The sequence below is a fragment of the Margalitia sp. FSL K6-0131 genome, from assembly GCF_038008735.1.
Lineage (GTDB): Bacteria > Bacillota > Bacilli > Bacillales > Bacillaceae_C > Margalitia > Margalitia shackletonii.
This window is the reverse complement of sequence record NZ_JBBOZS010000001.1, coordinates 1,869,377-1,892,514: the sequence shown is the minus strand read 5'-3', so window position 1 is coordinate 1,892,514 and position 23,138 is coordinate 1,869,377. Positions and strand designations below refer to the sequence as shown.

Annotated in this window: 21 protein-coding genes and 3 other annotated features; of the genes, 4 read left to right on the top strand and 17 right to left on the bottom strand. The window is 37.0% G+C overall.

Going from position 1 to position 23,138, the window contains the following annotated elements:
- Positions 1–63: 63 nt before the first annotated feature.
- From NSQ59_RS09145 to NSQ59_RS09135, 3 genes are all read right to left on the bottom strand, one after another.
- Complete coding sequence (locus NSQ59_RS09145) at positions 64–2,418, bottom strand: endonuclease MutS2 (RefSeq protein ID WP_340830797.1); 2,355 nt, start codon at positions 2,416–2,418, stop codon at positions 64–66.
- A gap of 17 nt (positions 2,419–2,435) precedes the next feature.
- On the bottom strand, positions 2,436–4,157 hold the full coding sequence (gene polX, locus NSQ59_RS09140; protein ID WP_340830795.1) for a DNA polymerase/3'-5' exonuclease PolX: 1,722 nt from the start codon (positions 4,155–4,157) through the stop codon (positions 2,436–2,438).
- A 99-nt stretch (positions 4,158–4,256) separates the two neighbouring features.
- Positions 4,257–4,796 (bottom strand): CvpA family protein, encoded by a 540-nt coding sequence (locus NSQ59_RS09135; RefSeq protein ID WP_055739074.1) that lies wholly within the window; start codon positions 4,794–4,796, stop codon positions 4,257–4,259.
- A gap of 180 nt (positions 4,797–4,976) precedes the next feature.
- Between NSQ59_RS09135 and rnhC the strand changes: the two genes are divergently transcribed.
- Positions 4,977–5,903 (top strand): ribonuclease HIII, encoded by a 927-nt coding sequence (rnhC, locus tag NSQ59_RS09130; protein ID WP_055739073.1) that lies wholly within the window; start codon positions 4,977–4,979, stop codon positions 5,901–5,903.
- A 461-nt stretch (positions 5,904–6,364) separates the two neighbouring features.
- Here rnhC and fdhD read toward each other — a convergent pair whose 3' ends face one another.
- Complete coding sequence (gene fdhD, locus NSQ59_RS09125) at positions 6,365–7,168, bottom strand: formate dehydrogenase accessory sulfurtransferase FdhD (RefSeq protein WP_055739072.1); 804 nt, start codon at positions 7,166–7,168, stop codon at positions 6,365–6,367.
- Positions 7,169–7,359: 191 nt separating this feature from the next.
- Between fdhD and NSQ59_RS09120 the strand changes: the two genes are divergently transcribed.
- Positions 7,360–8,004 (top strand): Bax inhibitor-1/YccA family protein, encoded by a 645-nt coding sequence (locus tag NSQ59_RS09120; RefSeq protein WP_055739071.1) that lies wholly within the window; start codon positions 7,360–7,362, stop codon positions 8,002–8,004.
- 42 nt (positions 8,005–8,046) lie between these two features.
- On the opposite strand, the gene pheT is transcribed toward NSQ59_RS09120, so the two are convergent.
- The 3 genes from pheT to NSQ59_RS09105 all read right to left on the bottom strand — a co-directional run bounded on the left by pheT (position 8,047) and on the right by NSQ59_RS09105 (position 12,640).
- Complete coding sequence (gene pheT / locus NSQ59_RS09115; RefSeq protein WP_055739070.1) at positions 8,047–10,461, bottom strand: phenylalanine--tRNA ligase subunit beta; 2,415 nt, start codon at positions 10,459–10,461, stop codon at positions 8,047–8,049.
- A 17-nt stretch (positions 10,462–10,478) separates the two neighbouring features.
- Positions 10,479–11,516 carry a phenylalanine--tRNA ligase subunit alpha gene (pheS, locus tag NSQ59_RS09110; protein ID WP_055739069.1) on the bottom strand — a complete coding sequence of 346 codons (1,038 nt, stop codon included), beginning with the start codon at positions 11,514–11,516 and terminating at the stop codon, positions 10,479–10,481.
- 43 nt (positions 11,517–11,559) lie between these two features.
- Positions 11,560–11,793: a binding site (T-box leader), on the bottom strand.
- A 91-nt stretch (positions 11,794–11,884) separates the two neighbouring features.
- A complete protein-coding gene (locus NSQ59_RS09105; protein ID WP_055739068.1) occupies positions 11,885–12,640 on the bottom strand; it encodes a TrmH family RNA methyltransferase in 756 nt (251 codons plus the stop codon).
- 112 nt (positions 12,641–12,752) lie between these two features.
- Here NSQ59_RS09105 and sspI point away from each other — a divergent pair, with 112 nt between their 5' ends.
- On the top strand, positions 12,753–12,962 hold the full coding sequence (sspI, locus tag NSQ59_RS09100; protein WP_055739067.1) for a small acid-soluble spore protein SspI: 210 nt from the start codon (positions 12,753–12,755) through the stop codon (positions 12,960–12,962).
- Between the two features lie 243 nt (positions 12,963–13,205).
- Here the strand turns inward: sspI and NSQ59_RS09095 are convergent, their stop codons facing one another.
- Positions 13,206–14,291, bottom strand: a complete 1,086-nt coding sequence (locus NSQ59_RS09095; protein ID WP_055739066.1) for a M42 family metallopeptidase — start codon at positions 14,289–14,291, stop codon at positions 13,206–13,208.
- A gap of 398 nt (positions 14,292–14,689) precedes the next feature.
- Here NSQ59_RS09095 and NSQ59_RS09090 point away from each other — a divergent pair, with 398 nt between their 5' ends.
- A complete protein-coding gene (locus tag NSQ59_RS09090; RefSeq protein ID WP_055739065.1) occupies positions 14,690–14,872 on the top strand; it encodes a hypothetical protein in 183 nt (60 codons plus the stop codon).
- Between the two features lie 42 nt (positions 14,873–14,914).
- Here NSQ59_RS09090 and NSQ59_RS09085 read toward each other — a convergent pair whose 3' ends face one another.
- The 9 genes from NSQ59_RS09085 to NSQ59_RS09045 all read right to left on the bottom strand — a co-directional run bounded on the left by NSQ59_RS09085 (position 14,915) and on the right by NSQ59_RS09045 (position 23,068).
- Positions 14,915–15,487 (bottom strand): TVP38/TMEM64 family protein, encoded by a 573-nt coding sequence (locus NSQ59_RS09085; protein WP_055739064.1) that lies wholly within the window; start codon positions 15,485–15,487, stop codon positions 14,915–14,917.
- A gap of 78 nt (positions 15,488–15,565) precedes the next feature.
- Positions 15,566–15,835, bottom strand: a complete 270-nt coding sequence (locus NSQ59_RS09080; protein WP_235950780.1) for a DUF1294 domain-containing protein — start codon at positions 15,833–15,835, stop codon at positions 15,566–15,568.
- 66 nt (positions 15,836–15,901) lie between these two features.
- Positions 15,902–16,261 carry a 50S ribosomal protein L20 gene (gene rplT / locus NSQ59_RS09075; RefSeq protein ID WP_055739062.1) on the bottom strand — a complete coding sequence of 120 codons (360 nt, stop codon included), beginning with the start codon at positions 16,259–16,261 and terminating at the stop codon, positions 15,902–15,904.
- 31 nt (positions 16,262–16,292) lie between these two features.
- Positions 16,293–16,490, bottom strand: coding sequence for a 50S ribosomal protein L35 (rpmI, locus tag NSQ59_RS09070; protein WP_055739061.1), 198 nt, complete (start codon positions 16,488–16,490; stop codon positions 16,293–16,295).
- 21 nt (positions 16,491–16,511) lie between these two features.
- Positions 16,512–17,015, bottom strand: a complete 504-nt coding sequence (infC, locus tag NSQ59_RS09065; RefSeq protein ID WP_126647797.1) for a translation initiation factor IF-3 — start codon at positions 17,013–17,015, stop codon at positions 16,512–16,514.
- Positions 17,016–17,190: 175 nt separating this feature from the next.
- Positions 17,191–17,328 (bottom strand) — a sequence feature (ribosomal protein L20 leader region).
- A gap of 136 nt (positions 17,329–17,464) precedes the next feature.
- Positions 17,465–19,393 (bottom strand): threonine--tRNA ligase, encoded by a 1,929-nt coding sequence (gene thrS / locus NSQ59_RS09060; protein ID WP_055739059.1) that lies wholly within the window; start codon positions 19,391–19,393, stop codon positions 17,465–17,467.
- A 50-nt stretch (positions 19,394–19,443) separates the two neighbouring features.
- Positions 19,444–19,681: a binding site (T-box leader), on the bottom strand.
- 74 nt (positions 19,682–19,755) lie between these two features.
- On the bottom strand, positions 19,756–20,613 hold the full coding sequence (locus tag NSQ59_RS09055; RefSeq protein ID WP_055739058.1) for a putative sporulation protein YtxC: 858 nt from the start codon (positions 20,611–20,613) through the stop codon (positions 19,756–19,758).
- Positions 20,614–20,722: 109 nt separating this feature from the next.
- Complete coding sequence (dnaI, locus tag NSQ59_RS09050) at positions 20,723–21,658, bottom strand: primosomal protein DnaI (RefSeq protein WP_055739057.1); 936 nt, start codon at positions 21,656–21,658, stop codon at positions 20,723–20,725.
- A gap of 12 nt (positions 21,659–21,670) precedes the next feature.
- Complete coding sequence (locus NSQ59_RS09045; RefSeq protein ID WP_055739056.1) at positions 21,671–23,068, bottom strand: replication initiation and membrane attachment family protein; 1,398 nt, start codon at positions 23,066–23,068, stop codon at positions 21,671–21,673.
- Positions 23,069–23,138: the final 70 nt, after the last annotated feature.

Below are 23,138 nucleotides of genomic sequence, written 5' to 3'. Positions count from 1 at the left end.
GTCTGTTGGTTTCTCCTGCGACTACGAAATCCGTATGCTAGAGCTGCGGCATTTAGGCTTTTCTTATTTAAATTCTACAACTGTAATCCCGCTGCCGCCTTCCCCTGCCTCACCTAATCTTATACGTTTTACAGAGCGATGTTGTTTCAAATATTCTTGTACGCCTGATCTGAGTGCCCCAGTACCTTTTCCATGAATGATAGAAACCCTTGGGTAGCCGGCTAAAAGTGCATCATCAATATACTTTTCTACCTTTAATAATGCATTTTCATATCTTTCACCGCGGAGATCCAGCTCAAGACCAACATGATAATCTTTTCCCTTCACTGTTGCGAGTGGCTTCGGATTCACTTTCTTTTCAGATTGAACAAATTCCATATCCGATTCTTTTACTTTCATCTTCATAATTCCCATTTGAACTTGCCATTCATCATTCCCTATTTTTTCAAGGAGCTGCCCCTTCTGGTTAAAGCTTAGAACTTTTACCTCGTCTCCTGGGACTAATGTACGCTTATTCTTTGCAGGCTTTGCAATCGCTGATTTCTCAATAGACGGAACAGCTTGTTCCAACTTCTTACGGGCTTCTATTAGTTCATGTTCTTTTATGTCAGCATGATGATTTAAACGCATTTTACGTAAATCACGAATAACATCCTCTGCTTCTTCTTTGGCTTTTTCTACAATCTTCGCTGCTTTTAATTCAGCCTTTTCAAATAATGTATCTCGATTTTCATAAAACTCAATCATTTCTTTCTGTAAATCCTTATGAAGCTTTTCCGATTGCTTTAAGAAATCCTGCGCTTCTGCAAGTTCACGTTCTGCTTCTCTTTTGCTTTTTTCCAAGGCAGCGATCATATTTTCCACTTCATTGCTATCAGCACCAATATGGGCACGAGCAGATTTAATGATATTTTCCGTTAATCCAAGGCGTTTAGAGATTTCAAATGCGTTGCTTCGTCCGGGAACACCAATTAATAATTTATACGTTGGGCTTAATGTTTCCACATCAAACTCGACACTGGCATTAATGACACCTTCACGATTGTAGCCATATGCTTTTAATTCTGGGTAATGGGTAGTAGCTACAACTTTTGCTCCCCTTTGGTACACTTCATCCAAAATGGAGATGGCTAATGCCGCCCCCTCCTGCGGGTCCGTTCCTGCACCAAGTTCATCAAATAATACAAGTGATTCATGATCGACATATTTTAAAATATCAACAATATTCACCATATGGGAGGAAAACGTACTTAAGCTTTGTTCTATCGATTGTTCGTCCCCAATATCGGCAAAAACCTCTTGAAAAACGGCAACTTCAGAACCATCGAGTGCAGGTATCTGCAATCCTGACTGTGCCATTAAAGTACAAATACCAATCGTTTTTAAAGTAATGGTTTTACCACCTGTATTTGGACCTGTAATGACCATTGTGGAGTAATCTTTCCCTAAAGTAATGTCATTAGCGACAGCCTCATCAATTGGGAGTAATGGATGTCTCGCTTTATACAAGTGGATTACACCGTTATTGTTTACTTTTGGTTTTGTCGCTTTAATTGTTTTTCCGTACCGTGCTTTTGCAAAAATAAAATCAAGATCCCCTAAAATATCCACGATGAGAGTTAAGTCATTAGCTGCTTCTGCCACTTCAGCTGATAACTCCATTAAGATTCGTTCAATTTCCTGACTCTCCTTCATATGAATTTCTCTTAGTTGATTATTTAATTCCACAACGGATTGGGGTTCAATAAATAATGTTTGTCCAGATGATGACTGATCATGAACAATCCCGCCATAATTCGCTCGGTATTCTTGTTTAACCGGTATTACATAGCGATCATTACGAATCGTAACAATGGCATCAGATAACATTTTTGCTGCATTTCTGGATCGAATTAAACTTTCAAGCTTTTCACGAATTCGGCTTTCATTTGAGCGCAGCTGCTGGCGTATATGCCTTAATGTTTCACTTGCTGAATCTAAAATATCTCCATTTTCATCAATTGCTTGTTTAATTCTATGTTCGAGGGGTGTCAAAATTTCAATTTGAGCCGCTTTTTCCCCCAAAATAGGAATGTCTACTTCATTTTCTAACAGACCCTCGATAAATCGTTTCATATTACGCGATGCATAAATAGTACTAGCGGTCTGCATTAATTCAATAGGATTCAAAACGCCGCCAATGACTGCCCTTTTTACATGCGCTCGAATGTCATATATTCCGCTTAACGGTGCATGTCCTCTTAAGCGCAATGCATTAGCGGCCTCATCTGTTTCCGCCTGTAATTGTAAAACTTCTTCATAGGAAGAGGATGGTTTTAAAGCTTGAATCCTCTCAGCCCCCAATGTAGAGGAAGCATGTTCCCCAAGTAATTCCTTAATTTTATTGAATTCTAATGTCTTTAATATTTTTTCTTGCATTCATTCAGCCTCCTGTCTTAGCTGTGATCGCGATTTAGAAATGCGATGAGTTCTTCCGGCTCTAATGTGTTTAATACTGTATTTTTTTCTATCCAGCCTTTTCGAGCAGTTCCAACACCTATATCCATATAATTTAAATTTTCTATATAATGTGCATCTGTATTAATGACTATTTTTACACCCTGTTCTTGTGCTTTTCTAACATACACGGGCATTAAGTCAAGCCTGTTAGGGTTTGCATTTAACTCCAGGACTGTATTCGTTTCCTTTGCCAGTTCAATTAATAAATCAATATCCACATCATATCCTAATCGCCTGCCAATTTTACGGCCTGTAGGATGAGCAATAATATCAACATGCGGATTCATTAAAGCAGTTTTCAAGCGTTCCATAATTTTTGTTTTGGACTGGGTGAAACTTGAATGAATCGAAGCAATGACGATATCCATCTCCGCTAAAATTTCATCATCAAAATCAAGTGTTCCATCCGGCAAAATATCCATTTCAATCCCTGATAAAATTAAAATATCATCATATTTTTCATTTAAACGCCTAATTTCTTCTTTCTGCTCACGAAGTCTTTCAACCGTAAGACCATTTGCTACTTTTAAATATTGTGAATGGTCTGTTATTGCCATATATTTATAACCTTTTTTACGGCAAGCTTCAATCATTTCCTCAATGGAAGCTGTACCATCGGACCAAGTTGTATGCATATGAAGATCGCCTTTAATATCCTGTAACGTAACCAGCTCGATATTGGAATGAAACTCCGTAACTTCTTTTCCATCTTCGCGGATTTCAGGAGGGATAAAAGGAAGTCCAAAGTGATGGAAAAATTCCTCCTCTGAATCAAACGTTAACATCTCCCCTGTTTCCTGATTCTCCACACCATATTCACTTATTTTTTCTCCACGTTCCTTTGCAAGCTGACGCATTTTCACATTATGATTTTTTGAACCTGTAAAGTGATGCAATGCAGTGGCAAACTGTTCAGGTGTCACAAGACGAAAGTCAATGTTGATATCATACGTATCCGAAATGGTAATCGATACTTTTGTATCTCCGCTTGCAATTGCTTCTGATGCTTCATTTAATCGAAGCAGCTGTTCCTTTACCAGCTTTGGATCTTTTGTAGCAATTACATAATCTAAATCTTTTAATGTTTCCTGTAACCTTCTGAGACTGCCAGCTTTCGAATATCTTTCAATCCCAATCATCTCCTGAAGGGCTGCCTCAATCATATCAATATATTTCAGCATAAAAGCAAGAGGGAAACGATCTGGCTTTGAGCCAATGGAACTTATTGCTTCCAATATTTTTTCTTCTGTTTTTTTGCCAAACCCTTTTAAAGCTTGAACTTCCCCAGATTCACATGCATCTCTTAACGATTCCACATCTGTAACACCTAATTCTTGATACAGACGAGCTATTTTTTTCCCGCCAAGCCCTTGCAATTGTAATAGTGGAATAAGCCCTTTGGGAACTTCTTCTTGAAGCTCCTTTAACACGGTGGAGGTACCAGTTGAGATAAATTCCTCTATTACAGAGGCTGTGCCTTTCCCTATTCCGTTTAGAGCAGTAAAATCTTCAATTTCCGTTAAAACCCTCGGTTCAGCTGTTAAAGAAGCCGCCGCTTTCCGAAAAGCGGATATTTTAAAGGAATTTTCTCCTTTTAATTCTAAATAAATAGCGATTTGTTCAAGCAGTCGAATGACATCCTTTTTATCTACATTCATGAATTAACACCATCCCCATTCTAAATACCGGTTACCTATCTATACTATATACTAGCAAATAGCAGTATAAAAAGAAAAAACTCCTCTTAAAGAGAAGTTTTAGCCCACATAATCGAACCACCATTGTTTAACTTGATTGGACAAAATAGGTGTGTTTTTAATGATTCCTTCGGCTAAAAATGATTTGTCAATCCAATGCTGGATCATTTCAATTGGAACTAATGCCCCGATGTATAATACAATAAAGACAAATAAGTAAACTTCAATAAAGCCTAGAATACCGCCTGCCCAGACATTTAATTGCCTAATGACCGGAAATTTAGCTACAAAGTCGAGCATGGAACCAATAATATGTAAAATAATTTTTACGGCAAAAAAGATAATGGCAAAGGCAATCACTTTATAATAAGCTTGTTCAAGATTCATTCCGTCAAAAATCATTTTAAAGGAAGCATTCTCATTCAAGGTAGGATACGGGATCCAAAGCTTTAATTTGTCTGCAAAATCAGCATAGTACATATACGCAACGATAAAGGCAAAGATAAAGCCTGTCACGTGAATTAATTGGAGGATAAAGCCTCTTCTTAATCCGTTAAAAAAACCAATCACAAAGATTAATAGGATTACAATATCAACCATGTCAGTTTCATTCCTTTAGTGTATTCAAATTCAGATAAACTTTCGTTTTAATTGATTATGGCAAAAGGATTTTGCCGTATACTAAAATACTAAATAATATCATAACATGAACCAAGTAAATTTGGGAAGAATTGTCCACCTGTGTCGATAAGGGAAGAATTATTTATATGGAGGAACAAAATGTCTAATATCATTATTCAAGCGGCACCATCATTATTAGAGAAAATGAAAGTACATTATCAGCCATCACTTATGGATAAAATTCCACAAGGCGGAATTTTCGTAGCAAAAACGAATAACTGCACTATTACCGCATACCGTTCAGGAAAGGTCATGTTTCAAGGAAAAAATAATGAGGAGGAGGCAGCTAAGTGGGGAAATGTTGAACCCGCGAAACCATCTATTGCTTCAAAGGCAAAAACATCTGGCGCTGACCTTCCAGCAAATATCGCAAACATGTCTTTTATCGGCTCCGATGAGGTTGGAACAGGGGATTACTTTGGCCCGATTACCGTTGTAAGTGCATATGTAAGAAAAGAGCAAATTCCATTACTGAAAGAGCTTGGGGTTAAGGATTCAAAGGATTTAACGGACCCGCAAATAATGAAAATTGCAAAGGATCTACTTACAGTCATTCCTTATAGTTTATTAAAGCTGCAAAATGAAAAGTATAATCGATTGCAGGCATCAGGAATGTCTCAGGGGAAAATGAAGGCGATTTTACATAACCAGGCATTGATTCATTTATTAAAAAAAATATCACCTGAAGAGCCAGAAGGCATTCTTATTGACCAGTTTGTAGAGGCAAATACCTATTTCCGCCATATTCAAGGTCAAAAGGAAATATGCAAAAAGAATGTGTATTTCAGTACAAAAGGGGAAAGCATCCATATTGCTGTTGCCGCTGCTTCTATTTTAGCCAGATATGCATTTGTGAAGGCGATGGATGATTTAAGTGCCGAAGCCGGATTTACCCTTCCAAAAGGAGCAGGTCAGCAAGTCGATCAGGCTGCTGCAAAACTAATTAAGTTAAAAGGGGAAGCTTCCTTACATCATTTTACAAAAATGCATTTTGCCAATACGGAAAAGGCGAAAAAACTTGTGTAAATGTTTGTGAGTCAGTGTTCCCTTTCAAAGTTTTGAGGACACAGATTCCCTTATCTGTGACAAAACGGTCGGACTCCTTACTTTTGCGGACACACGTTCCGTTATTACAACAAAAAGCACCTGGTTTTAATAATATTTCATGAAATAACGGAATGTGTGTCCTCTAACAAGATGAAAGAAAGCTTTTTCATGGGAATAACGGAACCTATGTCCGGTAAAACGGGTTTTCAGCCATTAAAGGACACTAGTTCCCTTATCTGTGACAAAACGGCCGGATTCCTTACTTTTGCGGACACACGTTCCGTTATTTAGCTAAAATGCGATGATTTTCATATGTTTTTCGTCATATCAGCGGAACCTGTGTCCGCTAAACGCTTAAATAATGGTCATTTTATAAAAATAAAGGATTCTCTGTCCGCAAAAAATATACAAATAATATGCTATCTAAACGTTATTATTTATTACTCCCCTTTCTTACCTTCTATTATTCTTTCAGAATGAGAATAAATATTAAATTGATGGTTCCTAATAAAGCCCACGACTGTAATACCTAGATCATTCGCCAGTTCAATGGCCAATGTAGTTGGTGCCGATTTTGAAAGAACAATACCAATTCCCATTTTTGCAACTTTTAATAAAACTTCCGATGAAACCCTACCACTAAAAGAAATGATTTTATCGTTTCGCGGCAATTTTCCCTTTAGACAAATACCGTAAAGCTTATCAAGTGCATTGTGACGACCAATATCGGTTTGAATATAAAGAAGTTGGTCAGCAGTGCATAGCGCGGCATTATGAACTCCGCCGGTTTGCTGGAAATCAACGGATTGCTCTTGCATAAGCTTCATTAGACGAAAGCATTGCTCAATTGTGATCTGTATTTTGCTTAAAACAGTTCTCGCTGTTCTTGCATCATTATGAAAATAAAATTGCCTGCTTTTCCCGCAACAAGAACCGATAAATCGCTTTGAATAAAATTCCTTATTAATGGATTGCTTGACCTTCAAGCTAACATAAACTAGCCCCTTTCCCTCGTCGATTACCATAGATTCTATATCTTCGAAAGTACGTACCATCCCTTCTGAAGCTAAGAAGCCAATTACCAGCTCCTCTAAATTGGTTGGTGAACAGACCATTGTGGCAAACTCCTCATTATCGATAAAAATAGTTAGAGGATATTCAATGGCCACTTCGTCCTCCATATCAACAAAGGCATTTCCATCGTATTTAATCATTGGCATACTGTTCCTTACTCTGTTATCCATGTTTTCCCCTACTTTATATTACGTTAATAGTTTCTATTAGAATAGCAAATTTTCAGTAAATTGCAACAAGGATAGGGATACACTCGATTAAACAATAATCTCATTGTTGCCCGTCCCAATAATTTGTAGATTTAGCTTGTATAATTTATATGGTAAAATGAATAAAATGGTTATAAAGGAGATGAGTAAAAATGTACGATGTTTATACCTCAGTAAATAAGCGGGATCTCATGGGTTCAGTATTAAAAGCATTCGCCCTTTCACTATGCTTGGCTGTCATCGGAATGCTGATCGGAACCATGGTACCACCGGCATTGTTTATGCCATTAATGGTCGTTGAGTTCATCATGATTTTATCCGCTTTTCTTTTAAGAAAGAAAAAAAGCGTTGGATATGGATTTTTATTTGCCTTTGCGTTCATTTCAGGGATTACAACTTATCCGATAGTTGCCCATTACTTAGCAACTTCAGGAGCTAAAGTTGTTTTATCTGCGTTCACCGCAACTCTTGTTATATTTGCAGTAATGAGTTTTGTTGGCACGAAAACGAAAAAAGATTTATCGTTCTTAAGCGGGATTTTATTTACAGCTCTACTCGCATTAGTGGTAATAGGCTTGATTAATATCTTTTCACCGTTTTCCTCTACTGCACTCTTTGTTGCATCTATAATCGGAACAGTTGTCTTCTCTCTTTACATTATGTTCGACTTTAATCGCATGAAGCGCATGGAATTTACAGAAGAAGCAGTTCCGTTACTTGCACTTAACTTATTCTTAGACTTTATTAATTTGTTCTTAGAGTTGCTAAGGTTAATTGGGTTTATTAGCAGGGATTAATAGACAAAACGCAGAACCAATTCAAGGTTCTGCGTTTTTATTTTATCCTCTTAACTCTGCACCTGCTTTATCTTTCACCGCTGCAAGTACTTTATTATGTGCTTTTACAACCTCTTCATCCGTTAAAGTTCTTTCTGGATCCATATAAGTTAAAGAGAAGGCGATGGATTTTTTGCCTGGTTCCATATGTTCCCCTTCGTACAAGTCGAAAATGGATACGTTCTTCAATAATTTTCCGCCTGCATTCTCGATAATTTCTTTTACTTCACCAGCATTCACCTTACGATCTACCACTAAAGCGATATCACGTGTAATCGCTGGGAAGCGAGGAATAGCATTGTATTGAAGAGCTGGAACTGGATGATCAAAAACTGGTTTCATATTGATTTCGAATACATACGTTTCTTTTAAATCCAAGTCTTTTTGAACTTGTGGATGTACTTGGCCAACATAGCCAATTCCCTTACCGTCAAGAACAATCTCAGCTGTTCTTCCAGGATGCATCCCTTCCACAGCTGCTGCTTGATAAGTAATGGAATCACTAACACCAAGCTCTTCAAACAAGCCTTCAATAACACCCTTTGCCACGTAAAAATCAACTGGCTTTTTCTCGCCTTGCCATGGATGATTTAACCAAAGGCCTGTGATGGCTCCGGCTAAATGTTCATGCTCTTCAGGCTGTTCATTATCTGTAGTTTTTAGAAAGACAGATCCAATTTCGTATAATGCAATAGACTCGTTTTTACGAGCATTATTATATGACACTACTTCCAGTAGCTGTGGAACAATGCTTAAGCGTAAATAGCTTCTTTCTTCACTCATCGGCATCGCAAGGCGGATTGGATCACGCTTTTCTAAAGCAAATTGAGAAGATTTCTCTAAGCTTGTCAATGAATACGTAACCGCTTGGTTTAGTCCTGCACCCTCTAAAAATCTTTTTGTCGTGCGGCGTTTTCTTTGAATATCGCTTAACCCACCAGGAGTTGCAGCACCGGTTGGTAACGTTATTGGTAAATTATCATATCCGTAAAGTCTTGCAACTTCTTCGATTAAATCTTCTTGGATTGTAATATCGCCACGACGTGTTGGAACTGTAATGGTAAAGGTGTCATTGTCAACCTCGACGCCAAATTGCAAGCGATCGAAAATTTCCTTCACTTCTTGTTTTGTTATGAAAGTACCTAAGAAAGAATTAATTTTTTCAAGTGTAATGGAAACAACAGCAGGTTCCACTGTTAAAGAATTAACTTCAACTGTACCATCAAGAACTTCACCACCAGCATATTTAGCCATTAATTGGGCTGCTCTCTCTGCTGCTTCATGCACACGATTTGGATCAATGCCTTTTTCATAGCGTGCACTTGCTTCACTTCGTAAGCCATGATCTTTTGATGCATTTCTGATTGTTTGTGCATCAAAGTAAGCTGATTCAAGCAAGACTGTTGTTGTATCAGAAGTTACCTCTGAATTTGCTCCACCCATTACACCTGCCATCGCTACAGGTTCTTTTCCGTTAGTAATGACAAGATGATTTGCTTTCAATGTTCTTTCCGCATCATCAAGGGTAACGATTTTTTCTCCTTCATGTGCTAAGCGAACAACGATTTCTTTAGAACCAAGCTGTTCATAGTCAAATGCATGTAATGGCTGACCATACTCTAAAAGAATATAGTTTGTAATGTCTACTACATTGTTATGCGGACGAATGCCGGCAGACATTAATCTCGTCTGCATCCATAAAGGGGATGGACCAATTTTTACATTTTTAATCACTTTTGCTGTATAAAGCGGATTTGCTTCTTTCGCTTCTACTTTAACAGAAATATAATCGGACGCTTTTTCAGAAGAACGCTCATGATTAACGCTTGGAAGTTTTACTTCTTTCCCTAAAATAGCACCTGTTTCATAAGCAACACCAAGCATGCTTAAACAATCAGAACGGTTTGGTGTTAAGCCTAGCTCTAGCACTTCATCATCCAAATTTAATAATGCAAGGGCATCTGAGCCAACTTCCACATCATTTGGGAAAACAAAAATTCCTTCCGCATATTCCTTTGGAGCAAGCTTTCCGTCGATTCCAAGTTCTTTTAAGGAACAAATCATTCCATTTGATTCTTCCCCGCGTAATTTAGAACGTTTAATTTTAAAATTTCCCGGTAAGACGGCACCCGCTTTTGCAACGGCTACTTTTTGACCTTTTCCGACATTCGGTGCACCGCAAACGATTTGAACCGGTTCGCCTTCCCCTAAATCAACCTGGCAGACATTTAATTTATCGGCATTTGGGTGCCTTTCACATTCAAGAACATGCCCTACCACAACACCGCTTACACCCTTGCTCTTTTGTTCCACACCTTCAACCTCAATACCGCTGCGTGTAATTTTTTCCGCAAGGTCGTGTGCTTCAACTCCTGTTAAATCTACATATTCTTGCAGCCATTTATAAGAAACTAACATTTATATCCCTCCAACTTTTACTCAGTTACAGCAAATTGCTTTAAGAAACGAATATCATTTGTGTAGAAATGACGAATATCATCAATTCCGTACTTTAACATCGCGATACGTTCGGGTCCCATTCCAAAAGCAAATCCTGTATATTTTTTCGAGTCAAATCCAGCCATTTCAAGAACATTGGGATGAACCATTCCTGCTCCTAAAATTTCAATCCAACCAGTACCTTTACATACATTACAACCTTCTCCACCGCAAATCTTGCAGGTGATATCCATTTCAACTGATGGCTCTGTGAATGGGAAGAAGCTAGGGCGAAGGCGAATTTCACGATCTTCTCCGAACATTTTCTTAGCAAACACTTGTAACGTACCTTTTAAATCTCCCATTGTGATGTTTTCATCCACCACTAATCCTTCGATTTGCATGAATTGATGAGAGTGTGTGGCATCATCATTATCACGGCGATATACTTTACCAGGGCAAATAATTTTCACTGGTCCTTTGCCTTCATGCTTTTCCATAGTTCTTGCTTGCACAGGTGATGTATGAGTACGAAGCAGCAGTTCTTCTGTAATATAGAAGGAATCCTGCATATCACGTGCAGGGTGGCCTTTTGGCAGATTTAATGCCTCGAAGTTGTAGTAATCCTTTTCTACCTCTGGTCCTTCCGCCACTTTATAGCCCATCCCGATAAACAGATCTTCAATTTCCTCAATTACCTTTGTTAATGGATGATGGTTTCCAACTTTCACCGGACGGCCAGGGAGGGTGATGTCAATTGTTTCGGAAGCTAATTGTTTCTCAACTGCTGCCGCTTCTAATGCTTTTTGCTTCGTTTCGATTTTTTCACTGATGGCTTCTCTCACTTCATTTGCAAGAGCACCCATTTTAGGCCGTTCTTCAGCAGATAATTGCCCCATTCCTCTTAATACTTCGGTGATTGGTCCTTTTTTTCCTAGAAACGCAACACGAATATCATTAAGTGCTTTTAATTCTTCTGCTTGCTCGATTTTTTGTAAAGCCTCTGCTTGAAGCTCCTTTAATTTTTGCTCCATATTTTTTTCCTCCTTTGAAAAAATAAAAAAACCCCGTCTCCACAAAAGGGACGAGGTTATCATCGCGGTACCACCCTAATTAACATAATCATTTTTCTTATGTTCACTTAACTTTGATAACGGTTTTTCACCGATGCATCTTTACGTTTCAATAAACGGTCCCGATGCTGACTCCAGGGGTGAACTTCACTTAATTTTTCATAAAAATGCTTTCAGTCTTTGGCATTTTCTCCCTGCATGAATGTCATAAGCTACTTTTCCCTATCATTGTCTTTCAACTTCATTCAATTGTTTCTATTATAGTATTTTGTGAAATGATTTTCAAATGGATTTTGATATATTATGTCATTTTTTAAGTTAAGTGAGCTCTAATTTTTAAAATAATACATTAAAATGCCAGCAGCAACTGCAACATTAAGGGATTCACTCTTCCCGAAGATTGGGATGTACAGATTTTTATCTGTTAGAGATAACACTTCTTTCGATACACCATTTCCTTCATTACCCAGAATAAGGGCAAAGGACGGTTCCGGCTGCACTTCTTTATAAGGAATTCCATTTTCTAGAGCAGTACCGTAGATTGGAACATTTGCTGCTTTCAGTTTCGGAATCCATTCCTGTAAATTTCCAGACAAAAACTCTACATGGAAATGGCTTCCTTGAGCGGAGCGTAGAACCTTTGGATTATATATATCTGCAGTACCTTTTCCTAAAAGAATCATATCAATTCCTGCAGCATCTGCTGTTCGAATCATCGTACCTAGATTTCCTGGATCTTGCACACCATCAAGGAGTAAATAAGATTTCCCTGTTAAGTCCTTGGTTGTTGCATTTCTTATTTGACATATCGCAAAAATCCCTTGAGTTGTTTCGGTATCAGATATGATTCTGCTTATTTCCGGTGTAACTCTCGTTATTGATATATCACTTACGTCCCAGTATGCAGGTAAATCCGCTTCTTCACTAACAATGATTTCGATTATATCATCTCTATAATGTAAAGCTTCCTCCACTAAATGAAAGCCTTCAAGAATATAGGTATTTGTTTTTTCGCGTTCTTTTTTGGTTAATAGCTTTTTCCATTGTTTTATTTGCGGATTTTGTATAGATTGAATATATTTCACAAGACAATTCTCCTTATAATAGCTTGTCTACCATTATAACGTATTTTTCGTACATAGAAAATTTACTTAGTGTAATGATAAGAGAGAAAAGAATAAAAAGGAGTGTGTCTTCATGAATTTGAACCTGCGAAATGCAATTATTCACAATGTTTCTGGTAATACACAAGATCAATTGAAGGATACGATTGTAGATGCTATACAAAGAGGCGAAGAAAAACTGCTTCCAGGTTTAGGTGTTTTGTTTGAAGTAATCTGGAATCATGCGGATCAAAAGGAACAAGACATGATGCTGGAAACGTTAGAACAAGGGTTAAAACAGTAAGCAAAACATGTTGAATGTAAGCGGACATACGTTCCGTTATTTGTGAATAATATGGTGATTTCAGTTTTTTATCGGACACGGGTTCCGCTATCAAGCGAAAAAAGAGCTATTTTGGAGTGTATTACAGTAAATAACGGAACGTGTGTCCGCAAACATCTCCAAAATAGCACTTTTTATGTGAATAACGGAATCAGTGTCCGCATAATGCAAAAACGCATGGATTCCATGCGTTTCTTTGTGTATTTACTCGAAAGTAATTTTATTTACTGCATCTCTATCTAAGCGCTTGATCACTTCGGTAATCAACTTCACGGCATTTTCATAATCATCACGATGAAGCATCGCAGCATGTGAATGTATATATCGAGTTGCAATGGTAATCGCTAAGGAAGGTACACCATTTGCTGTCAAATGAATGGAACCTGCATCCGTTCCTCCACCAGGGATGGATTCATATTGATATGGAATATTTAATTCATCCGCAACACCAACCACAAAGTCACGTAGGCCTTTATGGGATACCATTGACGCATCATAAAGGATGATTTGCGGACCTTCCCCCATTTTACTCATTGCTTCTTTTTCAGAAAGTCCCGGTGTATCACCAGCGATACCTACGTCTACACCAAAACCGATATCCGGCTTAATTACATTTGCAGCTGTCTTAGCTCCGCGAAGTCCTACTTCTTCTTGAACATTTCCTACTCCATAAACTACGTTTGGATGATTTTCATTTTTCAAGTTTTTAAGAACATCGATGGCAATGGCACAGCCGATGCGGTTATCCCATGCTTTTGCTAATAGCATTTTTTCATTGTTCATGACAGTAAATTCGAAATACGGAACGACCATGTCCCCTGGCAAAACGCCCCACTCAAGTGCTTCTTCTTTGCTGGATGCGCCAATATCAATGAACATATCTTTGATTTCATATGGCTTTTTACGGACTTCAGGTGATAATACATGTGGCGGTTTAGAGCCGATAATACCTGTAATATCGCCTTTTCTTGTGACAATCGTTACTCGTTGAGCAAGCATGACTTGTGACCACCAACCGCCAACCGTTTGAAAACGAATAAAGCCTTTGTCATCAATTTTTGTCACCATGAAGCCTACCTCATCTAAATGGCCAGCTACCATGATCTTAGGACCATTTTCGTCGCCTACTTTTTTCGCAATTAAACTGCCTAAACCATCAGATGTCACTTCATCAGCAAATGGTTCTATGTATTTTTTCATTACATCGTGAACTTCACGTTCATTTCCTGGAATCCCTTTTGCATCTGTCAGGTCCTTCAGCATCGTTAATGTTTCATCTAATTTAGCCAATATTATGACCTCCGAATTAATAATATGTACCTATTCCATTATAATAGAAAAAGCGAAAATGTACAAAAATTCTGCTATTAATACCCTTCCTTCATTCACCTAATTTTTTGCTATATAGGCTTGTTGGACTTCTACCATGTTAAATATGAGATTCATCCCTAATTACAAAAAATTGCTTCTAATTTCGTTATTTTTAGCTTACCGGCTAGGTCATATACATGTAATGTAATTTAATTCAATCCTGATTGATAAAATAAAATGCACTCCGTCTGCAAATCCTTCTAAAATAATGTACCTTTTACAGGAATTTTGCTCCGAGATTGGGATAAAAACGAAACAAATCTCATTATAAATCGTAATGTAATAGATATCATTAAAAGAATAGGGGGATAATATACATGACCTTACTTGGCTTATTTCCATTTTTATTGTATAGTTTAATACCGCTAGTTATTATCATTATTTTACTTATTTGGGTACATGAAATTAAAATTAATTCCGGAAGACAAGTGGAACAAAATGAACAAATCATTAGATTGTTACACGACATTAATCATAATTCAAAAAATCCGCATATGTAGCCAAAAATAAAAAATGCCCTTTAATGGGCTATTTTTATGTTATCATGATGTACCGTTAAAAAATTCACGCCACTTCATGACAACCACTTTTTCTCTTAAAATATAAAACAATATCGAAAGAGCAAGCAAAATCATGATAATCATACCTGGTGTAAAACGGGAAATAAATTGCCCGAATACTGTGTAGAAAAAGACTAAAGGAAGATTTGTTATAATGGAGCCTCTCATGTACTCTCGAAAATTCGTGCTTCTTTCTATTAAACAAATCGTTAAAAGCTGATAGTGGATAAATGGTATGAGTCTTAAGATAGCGATTTGGCCAACCGTTAACTTTGCACGCTGCCCGAACCATTTTTGTTTAATTCTCACAAATTTTTCATAGGTGCGCGGCATTTTTTTAATCCAAAAATAACTGATAACAGACAGCAACAGTAACCCAATTAAAGAATAGATAATTCCGAGTAAGCTTCCAAACAGTATTCCTCCTGCCATGCACACAACCGCTACTGGTATAAACAAAAATTGCCTTAGTAAGTGAAATAAGATAAAGAGGAATGGGGCTAAAATGGCACTACTTTCAACAAATGAAAATAAGATCAATAGTTGATCATTCACATTCTCACCCGCCTTTGATGTTTTGTCTATGATGAAGAATCATACTTATACATATTGAACAAACCGGATGGTTATTACTCAAATATGCAAAATGAAGTAGAAAAGGACTAGATCCAGCAGTGCTAAAATCGGAAATCCCACTTTAAAATTTGGATGCTGCGTTTTATGGTGAAATATCTTCATTCCTATGGTCGTTCCACATGCTCCCCCAATAATGGCAATTTTCCAAAGCGTTCTTTCCGGGATTCTCCATTTATGTTTTCTTGCATAATTTTTATCTACTCCCATGATAATAATCCCAACTAAATTGATGATTATAAAATAACCAATGATAAATTTACTTAACAACCTTCTACCTCCTATTATGTAAAAAGCCATTCTCAAAATTCTTCGAGAATGGCTTTATAAATTTTCTTATTTAGAAAATTGAGCTTTAGCTTGGTTTGCAAGTTCTGCAAATGCTTTTTCATCATGGATAGCAAGATCAGAAAGCATTTTGCGGTTTACTTCGATACCAGCAAGCTTAAGTCCGTGCATTAAACGGCTGTAAGAAAGACCGTTAATACGTGCAGCTGCATTGATACGAGTAATCCATAGCTTACGGAAGTCGCGTTTTTTCTGACGACGGTCACGATAAGCATACATATAGGATTTCATTACTTGTTGGTTTGCAACTTTAAATAATGTATGTTTTGAACCGAAATAACCTTTTGCTAGTTTAAGAACTTTTTTACGACGTCTGCGGGTAACTGTTCCGCCTTTTACACGTGGCATAATATTTCCCTCCTATTTCAATTACGAACGATTAAATATTAGAAAGCATGTGACGAATGCGTCTGAAATCACCTTTAGAAACTACAGTTGATTTACGTAGCTTACGTTTTTGTTTTACTGTTTTATTGGCAAACATATGGCTTCTGTAAGCATGAGAACGTTTAAGTTTGCCAGAACCTGTTCTCTTAAAACGCTTTGCTGAGCCACGGTGAGTTTTCATTTTTGGCATAGGATTTTCCTCCTCATAACATTACTTTTCAGTTTTTGGTGCAAGAACTAAAAACATACTGCGTCCGTCCATTTTTGGCTTTGATTCCACTGTACTTACCTCAGCACAAGCTTCGGCGAAACGATCAAGAACTCGCTGACCAATTTCTTTATGTGTAATCGCACGGCCTTTGAAACGAATGCTTGCTTTTACTTTATCTCCCTTTTCAAGAAACTTAAGGGCATTGCGAAGCTTTGTATTAAAATCATGTTCTTCAATGGTAGGGCTCAAACGAACCTCTTTAATACTGATGACTTTTTGATTTTTACGTGCTTCTTTTTCTTTCTTTTGCTGTTCAAAACGATATTTACCGTAGTCCATAATACGAGCTACTGGCGGTTTTGCATTTGGCGCAACTAGAACAAGGTCAAGGTTTACCCTCGAAGCAATTTCAATTGCCTCATTACGGGACTTAACACCTAGCTGTTCTCCGTTTTGACCAATTAGACGCACTTCACGTGCACGAATGCCATCATTAACCATCATATCTTTGCTAATAGTTAGCCACCTCCAAGGTTTAATCGAGCAATCAGAAATCTATGATTACAAAAGAGTAACTATAGCTCGTCTTTTGCTTCCTGGAAGCCAAGGCAAGCTTAGAATAAATGGTTTGGGTTAAGAATTTCGCCGTCATTGGAACTTTATAATGCTAGGTTTCATAACAAAATAAAAAGTGCGGGAAAGACGACCCGCACTTACATTCACGTATGAATAGTTTTTGAATGTGATGAATTTCGAAACCTGCCAACTGCAATATAAGCGTCAATCAGGCGAGAAGCGGGTGCTCCTTCTTTTCCTCAAACTAATATTCAATTTACCTTAGATAATATATCATATAATTATAATCGATGTCAAATGGCTTGTTGCTATTTTTATTATATTTAAAACAACATCATTTATATTATCAAAGTTTTAATTATGGTGCAATGAAATTTTTATTTTTTCTCTTGAACTTCTGCTTTTAAGTTTTCCATAAATTGTGCAAATGGGATTGTTTCTGATTTTTGTTCCCCATATTTACGAACATTAACAGCATTGTCTTTTACTTCATTATCCCCTACGACAAGCATGTATGGGATTTTTTGCATTTGTGCTTCACGGATTTTATAACCCATTTTCTCATCGCGCAAATCTAATTCAACCCTAAATCCAGCTGCTTTAAGTTGTTCTTTAACTTGTTTAGCGTAATCAAGATGTACATCAGGTGAAACAGGGATGACAGTTGCTTGAACTGGAGCCAACCAAGTTGGGAACGCTCCTTTATATTCCTCAATTAGATAAGCAACAAAGCGTTCCATTGTAGATACAACACCACGGTGGATAACAACAGGGCGATGAGGCTTACCATCTTCACCTATATAGTTTAAATCAAATCTTTCAGGAAGTAAGAAATCAAGCTGCACTGTTGATAATGTTTCATCTTTTCCTAATGCAGTACGAACTTGCACATCTAGCTTCGGACCATAGAAGGCAGCTTCTCCTTCTGCTTCAAAATAATCTAGGCCTAAATCGTCCATTGCATCCTTTAACATAGATTGTGCTTTGTTCCACATTTCATCATCATCAAAATATTTTTCCTTATCTTCCGGATCACGATAAGAAAGTCGGAAGGAATAATCAGTAATATTAAAGTCTTTGTATACTTCAATAATTAATTCCACTACTCGTTTAAATTCATCGCGAATTTGATCTGGACGAACAAATATATGGGCATCATTTAAAGTCATCCCGCGTACCCTTTGAAGCCCTGATAAAGCACCAGACATTTCATAGCGATGCATCGTTCCTAGCTCTGCAATTCTGATTGGCAATTCACGATAGCTGTGGATGCCATTTTTGAATACCATCATATGATGAGGACAGTTCATCGGGCGAAGAACAAGCTCTTCATTATCCATTTCCATTACGGGGAACATATCCTCGTGATAATGATCCCAATGTCCGCTAGTTTTATAAAGGTCCACGCTACCCATAATTGGTGTATAGACGTGGTCGTATCCTAGACTTACTTCCTTATCGACGATATAGCGTTCCACAACACGTCTAATGGTTGCACCTTTTGGCAGCCATAATGGCAAGCCTTGTCCAACTTTTTGAGATGTCATAAATAAACTTAATTCTTTCCCGATTTTACGGTGATCTCTTTCTTTAGCTTCTTCTAATAAACGAAGGTGTTCATCCAGTTCTTCTTTTTTGAAAAAGGCAGTTCCGTAAATACGTTGAAGCATTTTATTGTCGCTATTTCCGCGCCAATATGCCCCGGCGATACTTAGTAGTTTAAATTCTTTTATCTTTCCAGTTGAAGGAACATGTACCCCGCGGCAAAGATCAATGAATTCACCTTGTTCATACACGGTTACTTTTTCATCAGCAGGAATGGCATCAAGTAATTCTTGTTTATACTCATCACCTGCAAAAATTTCTTTCGCTTCGTCACGTGTAACTTCTTTTCGAATAATTTCTAAGTTTTCGTTTACAATTTTCTTCATTTCTTTTTCGATTTTCGGAAGATCTTCTGGTGTAATCGAAACATCGATATCCATATCATAATAGAAGCCGCCTTCGATAACTGGTCCAACTCCAAGTTTCACATTATCAAACAGACGTTTAACTGCTTGAGCCATTAAGTGTGCTGTACTGTGACGGAGGATTTCGAGTGCTTCCGGTTGATCTGGTGTAATAATCGCGATTGTTCCATCCTCATGGATAGGTGTGCGCAAATCAATCAACTTGTCATTTAGTTTTCCAGCTAATGCTTTTTTCTTTAAGCCAGGGCTAATGGATGCTGCGATGTCTTCTGTTGTTGTTCCGCCGGCAAATTCCTTAACTGCGCCATCTGGAAACGTAATTTTAATATCTGACATATATGTCCACTCCTTTATATGTATAAAAAATAAAAAAACTCGTCCCTACGGAAAGGGACGAGTATTATTTACACGTGGTTCCACCCTATTTTTCATTTCCAAAAAAACAAAAATGACTTAGGAAATTTTTAACGGAATGTACCCGTCAACTATTACTAGTTAAACATTTAACGTTCACAGCTGAAGTTTAGAGGTGGTAAGTATTCATTTCGTGATGGAAAGTTTTCACCATGCCTTTCCTCTCTGGAAACCGTAAAGGAATACCCTTGTCCTCATCATTACTTTTCATATGCTTTAATTCGTATGTACGTAATTATAGAAGTTTCTTTACGGAAAATCAAGAGTATGAAAATTATTTTTCCTTACCTATTAGCTGCCTTTCCCAAAAAGGCATTTTTTTCTTGCCAAAACTGGTCTTTTTTTGCGAGAAAGATCCTCTCTTCAAAAATGTTTTGAAGCGTCCGAATTAAACCATTATCAAATGAATCAGCATAAAGATAAATTTTTTTCGGAGCAATAGATAATAAAGGAGCAATTGTTACTGAATCAATGTAGATTGGATGATTGGTTAATAATCTGCGATCCATCAAATTCGAAATTTCACTTTTGGTCATTTCTTGATATTGTTCATTATAAAAAATACTGTATTGATCAAAATAAATTCTTACTACATCCAATTTTGCATCGCGATTTTGTAGATAATCACGGAGAGTCTGGATAAATACTTGGTATTCTTGCTCCATCTTATATTCATCAATAGCTAGTTCGACATATACAATAATTTGTTCATAGTATTCCTTCAACCTGAATTTCGTAAGAGAATCAAATGAAACGGTATCATGTTGCTCTAACAAAGCGGAGATGGCTTGACGAATCATTTCTGTTTCATTTATTCCGCCAATTATAGAAGTTAGTTCTGGTCTATCTCCATTAAACATGTCGATTACAATTTCTAAAATATTGTTTTGCTCCTCTTCTTCTTTATAGAAGAAATACTCTCTTAAGATATCTTTCACCCAATCGTTTCTTTTCTTTTGAATAATAAATTGTATAAATCCATCTTGAATATTTTCTAATGAAATCGTGGAGAGATCTATAGTTAAAAAATATTGTTTTTGATTTTGAAAGATTGTTTCATGGAACCATATTTCCTTATCGTTTTTAATAAAATATTCATGCAGCCATACTGCATCATCTAAATACTTGAAAATAAAATCCAACTTTAGCCCCCCTTGCTATGGAAAATTCCATGTTATATGTATATGGGGAGCATGGTTATTTTAGAAGTCGAGGATAAAAAAAGAAGGCCAAGCTTATTGCTATGGCCTTCTATATTCTTAAATTAGGTCCCTCCACTAAAATTGGGGTTGAAAGATACTTTATCCTTTCCATAATCCTTGCCGCCTTCATCTTTTCCTCTTCCCCTCGTTGTGAATAGGTAAGATGATGTTCAAGACCGGAATAATCGAAATTAGAAGTGAAAAAGGTTGGCAGATTTTCCTGCATTCTAAACTGTAAAATGGATCCTAGAATTTCATCACGTGTCCAGCTCGTCATAGCTTCCGCTCCAATATCATCCAGCATTAACACCGGAGCTTTCTTAACCATTTCCAACTTTTCATTTAACGTATGATCCCCTAATGATTGCTTCATTTCCCTGAAAAATTCCGGAACATAAACAAGGAGAGAGGAGACCTGTTTATTTTCCGCCAAATGGTTAGCAATAGCACCTAATAAATAGGACTTTCCAACTCCAAAGCTGCCATAAAGAAATAACCCTTTCATTTTTTTACCAGCCTCATACTCCACGACAAAACGTTCTGCAAATTCATACGCATTTAGTCGTCCTGCTGATTCCAAAGAGAATTCACCAAAAGACGCATGTAAAATATCCTTTGGAACATAAAGGCTCTGAATTAATTTTTCATTCTTCTTCCGTTCATCAAACATTCTTTTTTTCAGACAAGGACGGTATTTGATATCTATGCCGTTCCTCCCTAAAACAAGCTCTGGTTCATATCCTTGCATCATGTTCACACAACTCTCAAGGCTAGAACATTTTTGACAATCCCTCGTTTGCGAAATGAATTCATATAACTTCATTAAACTTTTTTCGACCATGGATGTTGTAATCTCACCTGTATGTTGAAGCAAAAATTCTCGAACAGCAGGATGGTTTAGGATTTCTTGCTTCATCTCACTGTAAGTTCGTTGAAAGTTGCTGTTATTAGATAATCTTCTTAATGTTTCATTAATATTCTCCATTCCATTCACCTCCTATTTTTTATATTTTTGTTGAATGGATTCAAGTCTGCGACGTTTTTCCTCTACAGATTCTGCTGTTTGATTTGATTTATTATTTTTAGGTTGTGTTTCATCTTTTTCCACAAACCATTCTGGAAGCTTTTCCGTACGAATTGGCTTTTTACGCGCATTCTTTTGCTCGCTTTTAGTATCAGCCCATTGCTGATATTGACGGTGCTCATTTTTTGCTAATTCCATCGCTTCTTTTACTGTTTTCACCTTTTTCCTTGTCCAATGAGAAGCAATCTTTTCCATATAATTTTTCGTGAGTTTCATATCTGTTTTTAATAAAACATATTGAATTAATACATTGACAACGCCTGCTGAGAGCTGTTGTTGAAACATTATGTCTTCCACAGCCTGAAGGTCCGCTTTAGAAGGTTCCGCTCCATCCGAAATATCAATCAGCAGCTGTCGGGGAGATGTCGTTTCAAGATAATGAATAAGCTTTTCCTCACGTGTATCCCCTAATTCACTGCTAGTCCGGTCCTTTAATGGCTGAATACGATCCACTAGCTTCGGTAAATCATTCGCATGCTCCAGTTGGTACCAGTCCCGAGCTGCCTTCCTAAGGTCATCAATGTCAATATTTTGCTCAGCATTCAGTGCACTTAGAAAAATATTTTGCATATCAATTGCGTTAATGTGATATAAAAACGAAAGCTTATAAATTGCATCTCTTACTTGTGCCGTCATTACTTTTTGTGGAAGGATCAAACCTTTCAAACCTGATAAAAACAAGTCGAAATCAAAATCAACTTCTTCTATCTTAATTTCATTTGGACTTGTTCTAGTTTGAAATTGCAGATTTTCATTTATCTTACTTCCCTCATGTGCCTCTATGTCATGTAAAAAATGATCTTCACTTCCTGACATAAATACTTCTTGAAAGGAACGAGTAATATTTTGATACTCCGCTTTTTTTAAAGCAGGATCAGTAAACATATTCTTTAATCTTAAAAAATGTTGCCTGCCTAATTGTTTAAATAAAAAAACATTAAGTATTCCATCTGTGAAAAATTGTTCTGGGGACAACGGTGGTTGCAGTTCATATATAAATAATCTATCCTCATTCATATTTTTCACATATGTTTTTAACAAACCGATACCCTCTAATTTTAAGCGGGCATCATAAATATCCCGTAAATTTAACGATAAAAAGTTCATTAAATGGTAATGTGTCCATTCTTCAGACCATACTCGGCTCACTTCAATTTCATTCCATAAGGTCATATATAAACTATAACAATTAACCCCAATCAGTGGCTGATAAAGTAATGAGATCACTTTGCCGTCATATTCATGAAGCATTCCATTAGAGGAAACTTGATAACGATCCACAGGCTGTATCTCATTCCATAATTGTTTCATAAAAGCCACATCCTTGTTATTAATAATAAAAGCTCAAAAAGGATGAGGAAAATAATGAAAAAGACTAGAA